Origin of the sequence: Halalkalibacter krulwichiae, assembly GCF_002109385.1 — a bacterium.
GTDB lineage: Bacteria > Bacillota > Bacilli > Bacillales > Bacillaceae_D > Halalkalibacter > Halalkalibacter krulwichiae.
In genome coordinates, this window is record NZ_CP020814.1 from 2,682,089 (window position 1) to 2,698,906 (window position 16,818).

The window sequence follows — 16,818 nt, forward strand, 5'->3', positions numbered from 1 at the left end:
CCTTTTCCTCCTACAACTCACAGAATATATTGGCTAAGATCTCGATTCTTTGCAATAGAAGCTAATTTTTCTTCTACATATTCTGGGGTTATGACAATTTCTTCTAAGTTAATATCCGGCGCCTCAAATGAAAGATCCTCAAGCAAACGCTCTAGTATTGTATGTAAGCGTCTAGCACCAATATTTTCAGTTTCTTGGTTGACCTCCGTTGCAATTGTCGCAATCTTATGAACAGCTTTGTCCGAAAACGTAACTTTTATACCTTCTGTTTCAAGAAGTGCGATATATTGTTTGATTAAAGCATTGTTAGGTTCAACGAGGATGCGTTTAAAATCATCAACAGATAAGTTAGCTAATTCAACTCTAATCGGGAACCGTCCCTGTAATTCAGGAATTAGATCAGACGGCTTCGCCATGTGAAAGGCACCTGCTCCAATAAATAAAACATGGTCCGTTTTTACCGGTCCATACTTAGTTACAATTGTAGAACCTTCGACAATCGGTAAAATATCTCTTTGAACTCCCTCACGAGAAACATCTGCCGTTTGTTGGCCTTTACTTGCAACTTTATCAATTTCATCAATAAAGATAATACCTAATTGTTCTGCTCTTGTAATTGCTTCTTGGGTTACTTCATCCATGTCAATTAACTTCTGAGCTTCTTCATCAATTAACACTTTTCTAGCATCCGATATAGGGAGGCGTCTTTTCTTCCTTTTCTTAGGCATGAGGCCGCCAAGCATTTCTTGCATATTCATCCCCATTTGCTCCATCCCCGCACCTTGGAACATATCCATAAAGTTCTGTGACTGTTCGTCAACTTCAATCGTAATAAGGTGGTCTTCAAGCTCTCCTAATGCAAGCTTATGTGCTGTTTGTCTTCGCCTTTGTGTTAAGTTTGCTTCATCAGTTGAATCATGCTCAACTTCCTGTGCCCCTTGTTGCCCAAAGATCATTTCAAAAGGATTTTTATAAGTACTTTGCTTTTTATTAGAAGGAACTAGCAATTCAACGATACGTTGGTTCGCATTCTCTTCCGCTTGTGAGCGAACAGAGTGAACCTTTTCTTCTTTAATCATCCTAACGCTCGTTTCAACTAAATCACGCACCATTGACTCTACATCTCTTCCAACATAGCCCACTTCGGTAAATTTAGTTGCTTCCACTTTCACAAATGGCGCGCCAACTAATTTTGCAAGTCTACGAGCAATTTCTGTTTTTCCTACACCAGTTGGCCCAATCATGAGAATATTTTTAGGGGTAATCTCATCTCTCATTTTTTCTTCTAGTTTGCTCCGTCTAAATCGATTACGCAGAGCAATAGCAACAGATTTCTTTGCTTCTTCTTGCCCTACTATAAATTGATTAAGACGCTCAACAATTTCACGAGGAGTTAAGTCTGTTTTCACTGTACCACTCTCCATTCCTTAATTAATGTCTAATTAAGCTCTTCTACAACAATATTCAAGTTCGTATATACACATATCTCTCCAGCGGTTTCTAATGAAGCATATGCAATTTCTTTCGCAGGTAATTGAGGCGCATGCTTCTTTAAAGCCCTCCCTGCTGACAAAGCATAATTCCCCCCGGATCCTATCGCTAAAATACCATCATCTGGTTCAATTACTTCACCAGTTCCAGATACCAACAAAATATGCTCCTTATTCATTACAATTAACATTGCTTCAAGTCTTTTTAAAACTTTATCGCTTCGCCATTCTTTTGCTAATTCTACAGCTGCTCTTTGTAGGTTTCCATTATACTCCTCGAGCTTCGCCTCAAATTTTTCAAATAGAGTAAAGGCATCGGCTACAGAACCAGCGAATCCAGCAATGACTTTTCCATTGTATATTTTTCGAACTTTCCTAGCTGTGTGTTTCATCACAACCGCATTTCCAAATGTAACTTGACCATCACCAGCCATCGCACATTCTCCATTATGATGAATCGCAAAAATTGTTGTAGCATGAAATGTTTGACTCATTTAGATCCTCCTTACAAACCCTCTAAGCACGAGGATGAGTATGTTTATAAACGTCTCGTAAACGATCTTTTGTCACATGAGTATAAATTTGAGTGCTTGATAAATGTTCATGGCCTAATAGTTCTTGAACAATCCTTAAATCTGCTCCATTGTTTAACATATGAGTAGCAAACGAGTGCCTAATATCATGAGGACGTAATTTTTTTTGATTTGACACCTTCTCCATTCTCTTAAGCACAATCGTTCGAATGCTTCTATCAGTCAAACGCCCACCTCGATAATTTAAAAATAGGGCATCATTTACTTGATTGGCTTTTGTATGGATTTTCACTCTACCATCTTCAATATACTTCTCTAACGCATCACATGCAAATGCCCCGAGCGGCGTATAACGCTCTTTCCGCCCTTTTCCAATTACTAAAACCGTTCCAATCATTAAATCAATGTCATGAACGTTTAATTGACTACACTCGCTAACACGCATACCAGTTGCATAAAGTAACTCAAGAATAGCTCGGTCCCTTTGATCTAGAGGTTTATTATCAACAAAAGCGTCAAAGAGCTCTTGCATCTCCTCTTCATATAAAAAATTAGGTAGCCGCTCTCCCTTTTTAGGCATTACAACTGATTGAAACACATTTTCACTTACCCGTTCTTCTCGCAAATGAAACCTATAAAAACTTCTTAAAGCAGAGATTTTTCGTGATACAGTCTTTCTTGCATACTCTTTCTCGAATAGCTTTGTTAAATAGTTACGAACATCTTGCGTTGTAACAGCAGCAAAACCTCGTATTTTATGTCCTTTCATGAATTGTTGAAAATCAAGAATATCACGCAAATAATTATTCGTTGTATGAGTAGAACTATTTTTTTCTAAGCGTAAGTATGTAAAGAATAGATCAATCCAGGACTGTTCTGACAACGTAAACACCCCACACAGTCACATAGAGCTACTAAATTCTATCATGACCTAGTAGCTCTTGACAATAAAATTTACACTTTTTTCACAAAATTCTGAATTGCGCTTAATGCTCGGTTAGCCAGCTGTTCATAGCGCTCTTTCTTATCCCTAATTCTCTCTTCTAAAGGTGGTAATAATCCGAAATTCGCATTCATTGGTTGGAAGTTTTTCTTATTCGCTGTTGTTATATAAGAAGCCATACTTCCCATTACTGTCGTTTCAGGAAGCGTTACCAGTTCTTTTCCTTGAACATAGTTCGCAGCATTAATCCCAGCAACAAGACCGGCTGCTGCTGACTCAACATAACCTTCCACTCCAGTAATCTGTCCGGCAAAAAATAAGTCTTCACGATTTCGGTATTGATATGTTGGCTTTAATAGGTTAGGTGAGTTAATGAATGTATTACGATGCATCACTCCGTAACGAACAATCTCAGCGTTCTCTAAACCAGGAATCAATTGAAGCACTTCTTTTTGTGGTCCCCATTTCAAATGAGTTTGGAAGCCTACGATATTATATAGTGTTCCTGATGTATTGTCTTGTCTTAATTGTACAACAGCATATGGACGCTTGCCGGTTTCTGGATGTTCTAAACCAACTGGCTTCATCGGTCCAAATAGCATTGTTTTTCTTCCGCGCTTTGCCATTACTTCAATCGGCATACATCCTTCAAAAAAGATCTCTTTTTCAAATTCTTTTAAAGGGACCGTTTCAGCAGAAACTAAGGCGTCATAGAATTTGTTAAACTCTTCTTCTGTCATAGGACAATTTAAATAGGCTGCTTCACCTTTATCATATCTAGACTTCAGATATACCTTTTCCATGTTAATTGATTCTGTTTCAATAATTGGTGCTGCTGCATCATAGAAGTAGAGGTATTCTTCACCCGTTAACTCTCGAAGTTGCTTTGATAAATGCTCAGAAGTTAATGGGCCAGTAGCGATAATCGTTGGTCCGTCTGGGATTTTTGTGATCTCTTCATTAAATACAATTACGTTAGGATGATTACGAACACGTGTCGTAACTTTTTCAGCAAAATCATGACGGTCAACTGCTAGCGCCCCTCCAGCTGGTACTGCCGCATCGTCTGCTGAGCCAATAATAACCGAATCCAGTTGGCGCATTTCTTCTTTTAATACTCCGACTGCATTTGTTAATGCATTACCCCTGAGTGAGTTACTACAAACTAGTTCTGCAAACTTATCTGTATGATGCGCCGGTGTTTGTTTAACAGGTCGCATTTCATATAAATGTACTGTAACGCCTCGTTTAGCAAGTTGCCATGCTGCTTCACTACCAGCAAGTCCTGCTCCGATCACGTTAACATGTTGTTGTGTCAAATTAATCCCTCCAAGACCTTTCATGCTAATAAACAGTAGAAATGCCTTCACCAAATACAGGTGAAGGCTTACTTATCTTATCATACAAGTTGTACGGACTTCAAATAATAGCATACTTTCAATGCTTCTACCATGATCCTTATGACAAAACTGTGACATTGATTATTCAACTAATTATTAAAAAGACAAACCACCCTTTTTTAATTAGTCTCTTCTTTATAGTCACAAGATGTACATTCTACATGTACGCCTTTTTTTGATTTTTTTTCAACAAGCATACTTGAACATTTAGGGCATGGTCTTGCAATCGGTTTATCCCAAGATAAGAATTCACACTCAGGGTAACGGTCACAACCAAAAAAGATTCTTCGTTTTTTACTTTTTCTCTCAACGATGTTTCCTTCTTTACATGTTGGACACTTCACACCTATATCTTTCACGATTGCTTTTGTGTTACGACATTCTGGGAAGTTTGAGCATGCCATGAATTTTCCATAACGACCCATTTTATAAACCATTTCGTGACCGCATTTTTCGCAATCTTCACCAGCTGGTTCATCTTTAATTTCAACTTCCTTCATTTCCTCTTCTGCAACAGATAATCTTTTTTCAAATCCATTATAGAATTCATCAATGATACGAATCCACTCTTGTTGACCTTCTTCGATTGAGTCAAGATCATTTTCCATCTTTGCAGTAAACTCAACATCAAGGATTTCTGGGAAGAATTCAACAATTAACTCTAAGACGATTTCGCCTAATTCGGTCGGGACAAAACGTTTATCTTCAAGCGCAACATATCCACGACGTTGAATCGTATCAAGAGTTGGAGCATAAGTTGAAGGTCTGCCGATTCCTAGCTCTTCCATCGTTTTAACAAGTCGTGCTTCTGTATACCTTGGAGGTGGTTGTGTAAAGTGTTGATTGGGTACAATATCCACCTTCTCTACTTGTTGACCTTCTTCAAGGTTCGGTAACAATCGATCCTCTTCTTTTTTTCCATCATCATTACCTTCAATGTACACTTTCATGAAACCAGCAAACTTTACTTTTGAGCCAGTTGCTCTAAAAACCACACCATTTTGTTCAATGTCGACAGTCATTGTGTCCATTACTGCTGGTGCCATTTCACTTGCCACCATACGCTCCCAAATTAATTTATATAACCTTAATTGGTCTCGTGATAAATAACCCTTTACCATCTTAGGATCTTTAAATACAGAAGTAGGTCGGATTGCTTCATGGGCATCCTGCGCCTTTTTATCTTTCTTCACAGCACGTTTTTCTTTTCGCGTATACTCTTCTCCATACGTTTGTTCAATGTACTGTTTCGCTTCCTCTTGAGCTGTTTCAGAAATCCTTGTCGAGTCTGTACGCATATAGGTGATCAACCCTACAGCTCCCTCTTTTTTATCAAGCTCGATTCCTTCATACAGCTGCTGGGCAATCATCATCGTTTTCTTCGCTCGAAAATTTAATTTACGAGCTGCTTCTTGTTGTAGTGAAGATGTTGTAAAAGGTAAAACAGGATTTCTTTTACGCTCTTTTTTCTTAACCGAAGTAATATCAAAAGCATCCATATTTAACTTTGATAACACTTGCTTTACTTCATCTTCAGACGATAGGTCTTGTTTTTTTCCATCAATCCCATAGAATTTCGCATCAAACGTTTCGCCTTCATATGAAAACTGAGCCGGAATACTCCAGTATTCTTCAGGTACGAACTCTTTTATTTCTCTTTCTCTCTCAATTATCATTTTCACAGCTACTGATTGCACACGACCAGCACTGAGACCCTTTTTGACTTTCTTCCATAATAGTGGACTTATGTTATAACCAACTAAACGATCAAGAATTCTTCTCGCTTGTTGAGCATCTACTAAATCCATATTAATTGGTCGAGGAGTTTTAAACGCATCCTTAATAGCTTGTTTTGTAATTTCATTAAACACCACTCTACAATCTGAATTCTCATCAATATCAAGACTGTGAGCTAAGTGCCATGCTATCGCTTCCCCTTCTCGATCGGGGTCAGCTGCGAGATAAATTTTTTTCACTTTTTTTGCAGCTGTCTTCAATTCTTTTAAGACGGGACCTTTTCCACGAATTGTAATGTACTTGGGCTCATACTTTTTTTCAACATCTACTCCCATTTGACTTTTTGGCAAGTCTCTAACATGTCCCATTGAAGCTTTAACAATATATTTCTTCCCTAAATATTTTCCAATGGTCTTTGCTTTGGCGGGAGATTCAACGATTACTAAATAATCGGCCATTTAAGCAACTCCCTCTCTCGAAGATATAATTAAAATCTTCCCTATTATTAAACACACTTTTGCTATTTGTCAAACAAGACTTGGGAAAAAAGAGAAAAAAACTACAAAGGTTTTTGTCGTATTTTGCCGATCAGTTGTCAATTTCACATAATATATCTTCATGGCTAGCGACTAACTTTGCTCCTTGTTGAATCAGGTAATTAGTTCCTTTAGATTCGTTAGAAAAAATAGATCCTGGAACAGCAAAGACATCTCTACCTTGCTCTAACGCTTGGTCCGCAGTAATTAGAGAACCGCTTCTCTCTTTCGCTTCCACGACAAGAACAGCCTTAGAAAGGCCACTAATAATTCGGTTTCGTGCAGGGAAGTGCCATTTTTTAGGAGGGGTATTGGGAGGATATTCCGACAAAATAATATTTTTTTGTGTCAATTTTGAAAATAATTCTTGATTGCTTTTTGGATAAATGTAATTAAAGCCAGAACCAAGGATTGCGATGGTCTGCCCTTGTGCTTTTAGAGCTTGCCAATGAGCATGTGAGTCAATTCCTTTTGCCATTCCACTCACAATCGTCCAGCCTTGCCTCGTGATAGGGGGTATTAAAGTAGAAAGTGTTTGTAAACCAGTGTCGGTTGGGGTTCGCGTACCTATGACAGCGATTCGTTTTTCGTTATTTAGTACTGCTTTCTGGCCAATTGCATAAAGCACAAATGGGGGATCAAAAATATTTTTTAATAGTGGTGGGTAATCTGTATCTTCTATTGTAATGACGTGAATTAATTTCTGCTTTAAATATTCGAGGATCTGTATGGAAGAATAGGAATGAAGGTGTTGATGGAGAGACTGTGCTGTATCTTTGGAGAGTCCAAAAAGGTTCTGCCAGGTTTTCGTTGTATGATCATAAATTGTCTCTAACTCATGGTCTTGATATAGAATTCTACACATCATATTTCTCGTTAAGGACTGACAACTGTGTAAATGGATCAATCTCTGCCTAAAATCATTCATAAAGCACTCCTTTCTTTCCATGGGAAAGAAAGCCCTCAAATTGAGGACTTTCAAGAATTATTTGTTAGTTCGTTACTTTGTGAGTTGTACACTTCTCTAACAAATCTTTTTCTTTTAATACTGAGATAAGAGTCTCTCCCATAACAGAAGGTGTCTCTGCCACTTTAATCCCACAACTCTCAAGAGTTTTGATCTTTTCAGCGGCTGTACCCTTACCACCAGAAATAATCGCACCAGCATGGCCCATACGCTTTCCTGGAGGTGCTGTTTGACCACCGATGAAGCCTACGACAGGTTTAGTCATGTTTGCTTTTACCCATTCTGCAGCTTCTTCTTCTGCTGTACCACCAATTTCTCCAATCATGATTACTGCATAAGTATCTGGATCTTCATTAAATAGGTTTAATACATCAATGAAATCCGTTCCATTAACTGGGTCTCCTCCGATACCAACAGCAGAAGATTGACCAATACCATTAGTAGATAATTGATGTACTGCTTCATACGTAAGAGTACCAGAACGCGATACTACTCCTACATGACCTTTTTTATGAATGTATCCTGGCATAATACCAATCTTACATTCTTCAGGTGTAATTACACCTGGGCAGTTTGGCCCGATTAGGCGAGTTTTCTTTCCTTCCATATAACGCTTAACATTTACCATATCCATTACAGGAATTCCTTCTGTAATACAAATAGCAAGGTCAAGCTCTGCATCTGTTGCTTCCATAATTGCGTCTGCAGCAAATGCTGGTGGTACATAAATGACCGAAGCATTAGCACCTGTAGCTTTTACAGCCTGTTCAACTGTATCAAATACAGGGATTCCTTCTACCTCTGTACCGCCTTTTCCTGGTGTTACACCACCTACGATATTCGTACCATATTCAACAGCTTGTTTCGTATGAAATAAGCCTGTAGCTCCTGTAATACCTTGAACAATTACTTTTGTGTCTTTGTTAATAAGGATACTCATTCTTTTCGTCCCGCCTTTCTATTTCACTAATGAAACGATTTTTTGTGCGCCATCAGCCATTGAATCAGCAGCTGTAATGTTTAAGCCTGAATCTTTAAGAATTTGTTTACCAAGGTCAACATTCGTACCTTCTAAACGAACGACAAGCGGAATCTCAAGGCCCACTTGCTTAGTAGCCTCAACAACACCTTGTGCGATAATGTCACACTTCATAATTCCACCAAAGATATTAACGAAAATTCCTTTAACGTTTTCATCAGAAAGAATGATCTTAAACGCTTCAGTAACTTTCTCTGCAGTCGCACCGCCACCTACATCTAAGAAGTTAGCAGGATCACCATTGTAATGTTTAATGATATCCATCGTTGCCATTGCAAGCCCTGCACCATTAACCATACAACCAATATTTCCATCTAAAGAAATATAACTTAGATCATATTTTGATGCTTCGATTTCTTTTTGATCTTCTTCTTCAAGATCACGATATTCTAAAATATCTTTTTGACGATACAATGCATTAGAGTCAAAGTTTAACTTTGCATCTAGCGCCATTACTTTGCCATCTCCTGTTGTAACAAGTGGGTTAATCTCAGCAATTGAGCAGTCTTTCTCTACAAAAACTTTGTATAGTCCCATCATGAATTTAACAGCTTGGCCAACTAGTTCTTTAGGAATGTTAATATTAAAAGCTAAACGACGTGCTTGGAAGCCTTGAAGACCAACAGCCGGATCGATTACTTCTTTAAAGATCTTCTCAGGAGTCGCTTCTGCAACTTCTTCAATCTCAGTACCACCTTCTTCTGAAGCCATCAAAACGACTCTTGAAGTTGCTCGATCTAATACTAAACCGATGTAATACTCATTTTTAATATCGCAACCTTCTTCGATAAGTAAGCGCTTAACTTCTTTACCTTCTGGTCCTGTTTGATGAGTTACAAGCGTCTTCCCTAGAATCTCATTTGCATATGTACGAACTTCATCTAAGCCTTTCGCGACTTTAACGCCACCAGCTTTTCCTCGACCACCTGCGTGGATCTGGGCTTTAACCACACTTACACTTGAACCTAATTCTTTTGCTGCTTCAACTGCTTCATCTACTGAGAACGCAACTTTACCATTTGGAACAGCAACCCCATATTTACGAAGTAACTCTTTTCCTTGATACTCATGGATATTCATTCTCTCTCCAGCCTCCTATCATATCAAATGCATGTAATTTCATGCCATTCAGACCAATTGGTTTGTGAATGACTGAATCCTTCTCTATTCTACCATTGTTTTCTGAAATTGGGGAGGGGTAAATCCCTCCCTCTTTCAAATTAGTAGAAAAAATTTGAATTTTAAACGGTTACATAGGTTAAAAATACCACTATTTCTCTTCTACTCTTTTATTTTGTCTATTTTTTTCGCTTTTCTCTTCTTTTTCCTTTTTTCTTAATAAAGATTTTGTTAAATCGATTTTCGCATCAGATTCTTGAACCGAATGATATATCCCAAATTCGTGAGCATATTCTTCATTTGGCTTAATGTTCTTCTTATCCAATTGCTTTACCCCCACTTTTAAATTACTAACAAAAAAAGCTAGCTGTATTAGTATGTCCTCAAATGAACACACTACCACACTAGCTCTTAATGGTTTTGATCAATGCGATAAATAAAAGCAAATATTTCAGCAACTACTTCATATAATTCCTCAGGAATAGCTTGATTAACTTCAAGTTTGCTTAGTAACTCAACTAAAGAAACATCTTCTTGGATTGGAATGTTGTTCTCTATTGCCAGTGCGATGATCTCTTCTGCCTTTAATCCAGCTCCTTTTCCAATCACTTTCGGTGAATGGTCGATATCTGAGCGATAACGAAGTGCTACCGCTTGTTTTCTTTCAGATTTCATATTCGGATATCAACTCCTTGAGATTTGTTCCTATCCTCTCTTCTAATCAACTGCCCGTCTTTTTGTTCATGTAGATGCTTCCACCTCACATAGGAGAGTTGGTAATCCTTTATTGCTAAAGCTTGTCTAAGAGGGGGAGTAATAAGCTTAATAAAGCATCTGGTCTTTCCTTATCATTGTAGATATCTATTTGTACGATTCGATTTTGAATATGCACATCAATAATAATTTCCCTCAAATGTGCAAGAGTTAAGTAAAATAACACACGACAATACTTAGGATCAAGCTTCCCCTCATCATCTTTTTTCCCTTCCCATTTCAACGTTAAATCAGTTGAATATGTACCTAAAACGATTGGCAATTGATACAGATACTGATGAAACGCCCCTGATTGTTCGTGCATCAGTAATTGCTGTCCGGTTAATCTAACTAATGATTGTTTTACTTGTACGCTAACATTTTCAGGTAAGTCATGTTGTGTTAACATCATAAGCAATGCTTTTAACCTATTAGAGTGAATCGATTCTTGCCCTAAATCACCTTGAAAAAATGATGCAAGATCGTTTTCATATTGAAGGCCTAACATCAGAAAAAGATTCTTCAGATGTAATCCAGGTGCTTCTTGAATGTTAAATGGCGTTGCTGTCATCAGAATGGTTTGTAGTACATTCTTTTCTTCTTGACTTAACGATGCTTGGGGGAGTTGCAGCCATTTGGCATATACCTCTTCAGCACGAATTGGTGAGTGGAACAATTGTAATAATTGTTGTAATTGGCCCATCCCCTGTTTTCCCGCGGCAATATTTACCTTGCGAATTAATTGATTCATGTTAAGTAAATCACGATTAGTTGACGTTTCTGGCCAAAGCTTTTCAACAATCTCTCGATAGGTTGGATTTTTGAAATTTCTCTCAAATGTTTGAAAAATTTCTTGAATAGGTGTTTCTCGTTTTAAAATTCCTAGTCGTGAAAGGAGTTGTCTAGCTCCTTCATTTTCTCCTAGCTTGGCAAGTAATTGCGTAATTGGTGATTGAATTATTTGAGTATAGTTAGGTTTAATTATGTTTTCAATAAGAAGCCTTACTTCCTTAGAAGCCGGTGTATTAATAGGTTCTAAGGAGTGATATAATTTTGTGATCTGAGCTAATAATGAGGGTTGTTTTTCCATTGATTGAAAAGACAGAAAGGCTTCTCTTGAAATATGGATACTACTTTTGATCATATTCATGATCGTCCGATATCCTCTCTCATTAAGTTGATTCAGTTCACGTAGGATTGTATAACCTTTTAAGACATCTTCTTTTAAAAATGGGAGTTGGTTACGACTTAATAGACGTAATAACGTTGACATTGACTTTGTCGATGGAAGATCTAACTGCTGCCTCAATCTCTCAGTAGACGTAGTTGCTGAACTTTCTCTTTGTTTTATATTATCATCTATTATTTTTAATCGAGGGATCCCAGAAGCCTCCTTCACTTCAAACCAATAACGTTGCCCTACAGTCAGAGCCACTTCCATCCGTGCAGTTAACTGAATACCATTCATCGTTAAAGTAGCAACATCATTCGGATAAAGATTTGTAATTCTCCCTTGAAATATTTGACCATTTGTAAACGCTATAGACCTTGGTTGTTTAATTTTTTGAGAAGTACTTGGATTTTGAATTCCAAACAATGAAAGCCCTCCTGTTACTCTATCAAATCTTTTATTGGGCGGAAGCTTCTTCGGTGTTCCTTCATTACACCTAGTTTTTTTAGAGCATCTAAATGCTCTTTTGTACCATAACCAACATGTTTGCTAAATCCATATCCTGGATACTCCTTATCGACTTCATCCATATATTGATCTCTTGCAACTTTTGCTAATACAGAGCTTGCCGCTATCGTTAAACTTTTTTGGTCCCCTTTAATTAGTGAAGTTTGCTGAACTGGTAATTTTAGTGTCATTGCATCTAATAACAGATGATCTGTGTTTATAGTTAAGTTCTGTACAGCTCTTGTCATTGCTAGCTTAGTAGATTCATAGATGTTTAATTTATCTATCTCTGTTGCATGAACCATTTCAATCGTGAATGCAACAGCTTGTTCTTTGATGACTTGAGCATATTCTTCTCTTCTATCCTTACTTAATTTCTTAGAGTCTGTCAAACCCAATAATTTAAAGTCTTCAGGCAATACAACTGCAGCTGCAACAACAGGCCCTGCAAGAGGTCCACGCCCTACTTCATCTAGTCCCGCAATGGATAAAAAACCTTGATTGCGTAGACTCACTTCGTACTGTGTCATCTCTTCATGCATTTTTTCTAGACGTTCAACTCTAGTAATCATTGCTTCATAGCGCTTTAATAAGCTTTGAACACCTTTTCTCTTATCTGTTTTCAAAGAATCTACAAATGCGTCATTTCTCTGATCCGTTGTAAATAATTTCTGTTCTACTTCTTTAATGGATAGACTCACTCTATACACTCCTTACTTTTTTATCGACATCTTGAGCTTTCTTTTTAAGAGGATTATATCAAATAAAAAAACCGCTGAAAAAGCCTACTTGGCTTCTTCACCGGCTAACGCTTCTGGTCTCTCTAACGAAATACGACCTAATGTGCCAGATCTCATTTCACGCAATATAATTTCAGCAGCCTTATCATAATCAACATAGCCACCAGCAAGGAGACACCCTCGTTTTTTTCCAATTTCATCAAATAAAGCAAGCCCCTCTTCTGGGACCTCTTCCAACTTATAACGCTCTTGAATAAGGTTTGGATAATAGTCTTTCAAATAATTCAATAAGAATAAAGCTATATCTTGAAAGTCAAGGAGCTCGTCTTTGATTGCTCCAGTAGCCGCCAATCGATAGCCTATGACTTGATCTTCAAATTTTGGCCATAATATACCAGGTGTATCAAGTAATTCTAAATCAGTTCCTACTTTAATCCATTGCTGTCTTTTTGTTACACCAGGACGATCTCCTACTTGCGCTGTACGTTTTGAAGCCAGCCGATTAATTAAGGTTGATTTCCCAACGTTAGGAATTCCAAGTATCATAGCACGGATCGCTCGAGGCTTCATTCCCTTTGATACCATCTTTTCAATAATTGGCTTCGCCAATACTTTACACGCATTAGGAATTTTCTCTGTTCCTTTTCCATTTTGTGCATTAATAGAAAGTACCGTTGCACCTTTTTCTTCAAAATAAGCTTTCCAGCTTGACGTAACAGCTGGATCGGCTAGGTCTGCTTTATTCAATAATATTAATCTTGGCTTATGTGAAACCAAGTCGTCAATCATTGGATTACGAGAGGCTAACGGAATTCTCGCATCAAGAAGCTCAATTACTACATCAATAAACTTTAATTTTTCAGTTACTTCCCGACGGGCCTTTGCCATATGTCCAGGAAACCATTGAATCGTCAAAACATCCACCTCCCTAATTAGCCATTCGAATATTTGGAATTGGCCAAAACACAATATTAGCTTTACCAATCACTTCATCAATATGAATGGTTCCAATATCTCTACTATCCTTACTTCTACCTCTATTATCACCTAATACAAACAATTCATTTTCTGGAACTGTCACAGCTTGGAAATCTCTTGTCAATCGATCTCCACTGTATGCTAATTTTAACTCATCTAAAAAAGGCTCTTCAATCGCCTCACCATTGACGTATAGAACATCATCACGATATTCAATTACATCTCCTGGCAAACCAATCACTCGTTTTATATAGTCTTTCCCTGCAGGCGCATGAAAAACAATAATATCAAACCTCTCAGGATTACCAAAGACATAACTAATTTTATTAACAATCATTCTATCGTTATGTTCAAGCGTTGGCATCATTGATTCTCCATCAACAATAACTGGTGCAAATAAAAACTGACGGATTACAAATGCAAGGACAAGTGCTATAACGACCGCTTTCAGCCACTCCCAAGATTCCTTCTTCCCCTCACTCATGCTAACGCCCTCCATTTATGTAACAATCACAAAGATTAGTTTACCATATTCTTATCAAATGTTTCAGCTATTTTGATTGTAACAATTAAGCACAATGAAGAAAAAAAGAGCTTAGTTGCCTAAGCTCTTTTTCTTGCTCTTTATCGAATTTCTTTAATACGAGCTTTTTTACCACGTAGACTACGAAGATAGTAAAGTTTAGCACGACGTACTTTACCGCGACGCTTCACTTCGATCTTAGCAATCTTAGGTGAATGTAATGGGAATGTACGTTCAACTCCTACACCGTACGAAATCTTACGAGCTGTGAAAGTTTCGCTGATACCAGTACCACGACGTTTGATAACAACGCCTTCGAATAACTGAATACGCTCACGAGTTCCCTCAACAACTTTAACGTGGATAACTAAAGTATCACCAGGACGAAACGCTGGAAGATCACTACGTAGTTGCTCACTTGTAATTTCACGGATAATGTTGTTCATATAATTCCACTCCTTCCATACAGATGCTCTTGAAAGCTTATTAACTACAGCGGAACATCGTAATAACAGGCCATAAGCCACAAAAACTATAATAGCATAATCTATACCTAATCACAAGTAAGATTCAAAAAATATATGCCATTTCTTTTTCAATAATATAGAGATACAATGCATTCAAGAGGCACAAGCTTAATTTAATAGCAATTGCTTTCATCTACAAATTCCTTTATCCATTGCTTCTCTTTCTCGTTCAGCGTTTTAGCTTTTATTAGATCGGGCCTTCTTTTCCAAGTGCGCTTTAATGACTCACGAGACCGCCACTCTTCAATATTAGCATGGTGACCAGACAAAAGAACATCAGGCACCTTCATTCCCCTATACTCAGCCGGGCGCGTATAATGAGGATGTTCCAATAAACCTGTTGAATAGGAATCGGTAATTGCTGATTCTTCGTTGCCTAGAACACCTGGTAACAGTCGTGTCACACTATCAGCAATAATCATCGCCCCAAGTTCTCCACCCGTTAATACGAAATCTCCTATTGAAATTTCATCGGTCACTAAAAATTCTCGTACCCGCTCATCATAACCCTCATAGTGGCCACAAAGTAAAATAAGGTGCTTTTCCTTGGAAAGCTCTTCTGCTTTTTTTTGAGTAAATCTCTCTCCTTGTGGGCAAAGAAGAATAATACGTGGTTTACTTTCTGGATCATTTTGTCTCACATGCTCCACTGCATCAAAAATAGGTTGTGCTCGCAACACCATCCCCGCACCCCCGCCGTAGGGATAGTCATCAACCTTTTTATGCTTATTATCAGCGAAATCGCGAAAGTCTGTCACTTGGTATGTCACATGACCTCCGTCCTGTGCGTTTTTTAAAATGGACGATCCAAACACCCCTTTAAACATCTCCGGAAAAAGTGAGAGAATATCTATTCTCATTCAACCAATCCTTCCATGACATGAATGCGAATCACCTTATTCCAGACATCAATCTCCTTAACAACATCTTCAATATAAGGGATCAGTATATCTTTTCCTGGACCTTTTCGTTGAATTACCCACACGTCATTCGCTCCAGTTTCAATAATTTCCTTGATTTTTCCTAATTCCTCATCACTTTCAGTAAAGACTTTACAGCCTATAATTTCATGATAATAAAATTCACCTTCATCTAGCTCGTCAAGTTGCTCACCTGACACATATAAAGTGGCTCCTTTAAGTGGCTCAACTTCATTAATAGAATGGTAATCTTCAAATTGAAGCAAATCAAAATTTTTATGCAAACGATGATGACGAACGACAACATGTATATTCTCACCTTTGTCATCATGTTTAATCATTAATTCTGAACCTATCGCATAACGATCCTCTGCAAAATCTGTTGAAGAAATGACACGAACTTCGCCTTTTACTCCGTGCGTATTCACAATTTTTCCGACTTTATACCATTCCGTCATCCATTATACCTTCCTTCTCGAATTTCTTGAACAATACCATCTTTAATAACAATTTCAGCTGGCTGCTCAGACCATCTGTCGCCGACGTGTATATCAATGATGCTTTTAACTTGTTCTTCTTGTATTTCAGTTCCTATTTCAAGTTTCTCGACTTGTTCTAACTTAAAATGTAGAAGCTTCACTCTTTCTTTTCGTTGGGTTAATTCTTGTTCGTATTTTTCTTTTATCTTTAAATGAGATGATTCATTTGCATCCCGAAGAGCTTTATGTAATTGAAAAGTTAGTTGATCAACCTCACGTTTACTTTGAACTAACTCTCCTTGAAATTGTTGAATGATTTGAGCTTTCTTTTTCTTCGTAACAACATGCTTGACGTTAACATTCCGTATGACTCTCATCATTCACCTCACCAATCCTATTATTAGACTGTTCAATGCTTGTGCTTCTTAGACATGTAATTCGAATAAAACGAAACAT

At 37.7% G+C, this 16,818-nt stretch carries 18 protein-coding genes; all 18 read right to left on the reverse strand.

Annotated elements, in window-relative coordinates:
• Nucleotides 1–17: 17 nt before the first annotated feature.
• The 18 genes from hslU to BkAM31D_RS13620 all read right to left on the reverse strand — a co-directional run bounded on the left by hslU (nucleotide 18) and on the right by BkAM31D_RS13620 (nucleotide 16,742).
• A complete protein-coding gene (gene hslU, locus BkAM31D_RS13540) occupies nucleotides 18–1,409 on the reverse strand; it encodes an ATP-dependent protease ATPase subunit HslU (protein WP_066150246.1) in 1,392 nt (463 codons plus the stop codon).
• Between the two features lie 29 nt (nucleotides 1,410–1,438).
• Nucleotides 1,439–1,984 (reverse strand): ATP-dependent protease subunit HslV, encoded by a 546-nt coding sequence (gene hslV / locus BkAM31D_RS13545; RefSeq protein ID WP_066150247.1) that lies wholly within the window; start codon nucleotides 1,982–1,984, stop codon nucleotides 1,439–1,441.
• A 22-nt stretch (nucleotides 1,985–2,006) separates the two neighbouring features.
• Entirely contained in the window at nucleotides 2,007–2,906 is a 900-nt protein-coding gene (gene xerC, locus BkAM31D_RS13550) for a tyrosine recombinase XerC (protein ID WP_066150251.1), read from the reverse strand.
• Between the two features lie 71 nt (nucleotides 2,907–2,977).
• On the reverse strand, nucleotides 2,978–4,285 hold the full coding sequence (gene trmFO / locus BkAM31D_RS13555; RefSeq protein WP_066150253.1) for an FADH(2)-oxidizing methylenetetrahydrofolate--tRNA-(uracil(54)-C(5))-methyltransferase TrmFO: 1,308 nt from the start codon (nucleotides 4,283–4,285) through the stop codon (nucleotides 2,978–2,980).
• 200 nt (nucleotides 4,286–4,485) lie between these two features.
• The gene (gene topA, locus BkAM31D_RS13560; RefSeq protein ID WP_066150255.1) at nucleotides 4,486–6,561 is read right to left on the reverse strand and encodes a type I DNA topoisomerase; all 2,076 of its coding nucleotides are present in this window, start codon (nucleotides 6,559–6,561) and stop codon (nucleotides 4,486–4,488) included.
• 130 nt (nucleotides 6,562–6,691) lie between these two features.
• A complete protein-coding gene (gene dprA, locus BkAM31D_RS13565) occupies nucleotides 6,692–7,567 on the reverse strand; it encodes a DNA-processing protein DprA (RefSeq protein WP_066150257.1) in 876 nt (291 codons plus the stop codon).
• Nucleotides 7,568–7,631: 64 nt separating this feature from the next.
• Nucleotides 7,632–8,546 carry a succinate--CoA ligase subunit alpha gene (gene sucD / locus BkAM31D_RS13570; RefSeq protein ID WP_066150260.1) on the reverse strand — a complete coding sequence of 305 codons (915 nt, stop codon included), beginning with the start codon at nucleotides 8,544–8,546 and terminating at the stop codon, nucleotides 7,632–7,634.
• Between the two features lie 18 nt (nucleotides 8,547–8,564).
• Complete coding sequence (gene sucC / locus BkAM31D_RS13575; RefSeq protein WP_066150263.1) at nucleotides 8,565–9,725, reverse strand: ADP-forming succinate--CoA ligase subunit beta; 1,161 nt, start codon at nucleotides 9,723–9,725, stop codon at nucleotides 8,565–8,567.
• Nucleotides 9,726–9,915: 190 nt separating this feature from the next.
• Nucleotides 9,916–10,089: a hypothetical protein gene (locus tag BkAM31D_RS23625; protein WP_157076749.1), complete on the reverse strand. Its 174-nt coding sequence runs from the start codon at nucleotides 10,087–10,089 to the stop codon at nucleotides 9,916–9,918.
• Nucleotides 10,090–10,175: 86 nt separating this feature from the next.
• Nucleotides 10,176–10,439 carry an EscU/YscU/HrcU family type III secretion system export apparatus switch protein gene (locus BkAM31D_RS13580; protein ID WP_066150266.1) on the reverse strand — a complete coding sequence of 88 codons (264 nt, stop codon included), beginning with the start codon at nucleotides 10,437–10,439 and terminating at the stop codon, nucleotides 10,176–10,178.
• Between the two features lie 115 nt (nucleotides 10,440–10,554).
• Nucleotides 10,555–12,114, reverse strand: a complete 1,560-nt coding sequence (locus BkAM31D_RS13585; RefSeq protein WP_085449800.1) for a hypothetical protein — start codon at nucleotides 12,112–12,114, stop codon at nucleotides 10,555–10,557.
• Nucleotides 12,115–12,128: 14 nt separating this feature from the next.
• Nucleotides 12,129–12,896, reverse strand: a complete 768-nt coding sequence (rnhB, locus tag BkAM31D_RS13590; RefSeq protein WP_066150272.1) for a ribonuclease HII — start codon at nucleotides 12,894–12,896, stop codon at nucleotides 12,129–12,131.
• An 84-nt stretch (nucleotides 12,897–12,980) separates the two neighbouring features.
• Nucleotides 12,981–13,850, reverse strand: a complete 870-nt coding sequence (gene ylqF, locus BkAM31D_RS13595; RefSeq protein WP_066150275.1) for a ribosome biogenesis GTPase YlqF — start codon at nucleotides 13,848–13,850, stop codon at nucleotides 12,981–12,983.
• Between the two features lie 13 nt (nucleotides 13,851–13,863).
• Nucleotides 13,864–14,397 (reverse strand): signal peptidase I, encoded by a 534-nt coding sequence (gene lepB / locus BkAM31D_RS13600; RefSeq protein ID WP_066150277.1) that lies wholly within the window; start codon nucleotides 14,395–14,397, stop codon nucleotides 13,864–13,866.
• Nucleotides 14,398–14,537: 140 nt separating this feature from the next.
• Nucleotides 14,538–14,882, reverse strand: coding sequence for a 50S ribosomal protein L19 (gene rplS / locus BkAM31D_RS13605; RefSeq protein ID WP_034629686.1), 345 nt, complete (start codon nucleotides 14,880–14,882; stop codon nucleotides 14,538–14,540).
• A 194-nt stretch (nucleotides 14,883–15,076) separates the two neighbouring features.
• Nucleotides 15,077–15,823, reverse strand: a complete 747-nt coding sequence (gene trmD / locus BkAM31D_RS13610; protein ID WP_066150280.1) for a tRNA (guanosine(37)-N1)-methyltransferase TrmD — start codon at nucleotides 15,821–15,823, stop codon at nucleotides 15,077–15,079.
• Nucleotides 15,820–16,341 (reverse strand): ribosome maturation factor RimM, encoded by a 522-nt coding sequence (gene rimM / locus BkAM31D_RS13615; protein ID WP_066150282.1) that lies wholly within the window; start codon nucleotides 16,339–16,341, stop codon nucleotides 15,820–15,822. Before rimM ends, trmD begins: the two co-directional genes overlap by 4 nt.
• Nucleotides 16,338–16,742: a YlqD family protein gene (locus BkAM31D_RS13620; RefSeq protein WP_084371984.1), complete on the reverse strand. Its 405-nt coding sequence runs from the start codon at nucleotides 16,740–16,742 to the stop codon at nucleotides 16,338–16,340. The genes rimM and BkAM31D_RS13620 overlap by 4 nt, the downstream gene beginning before the upstream one ends.
• Between the last annotated feature and the right edge of the window lie 76 nt (nucleotides 16,743–16,818).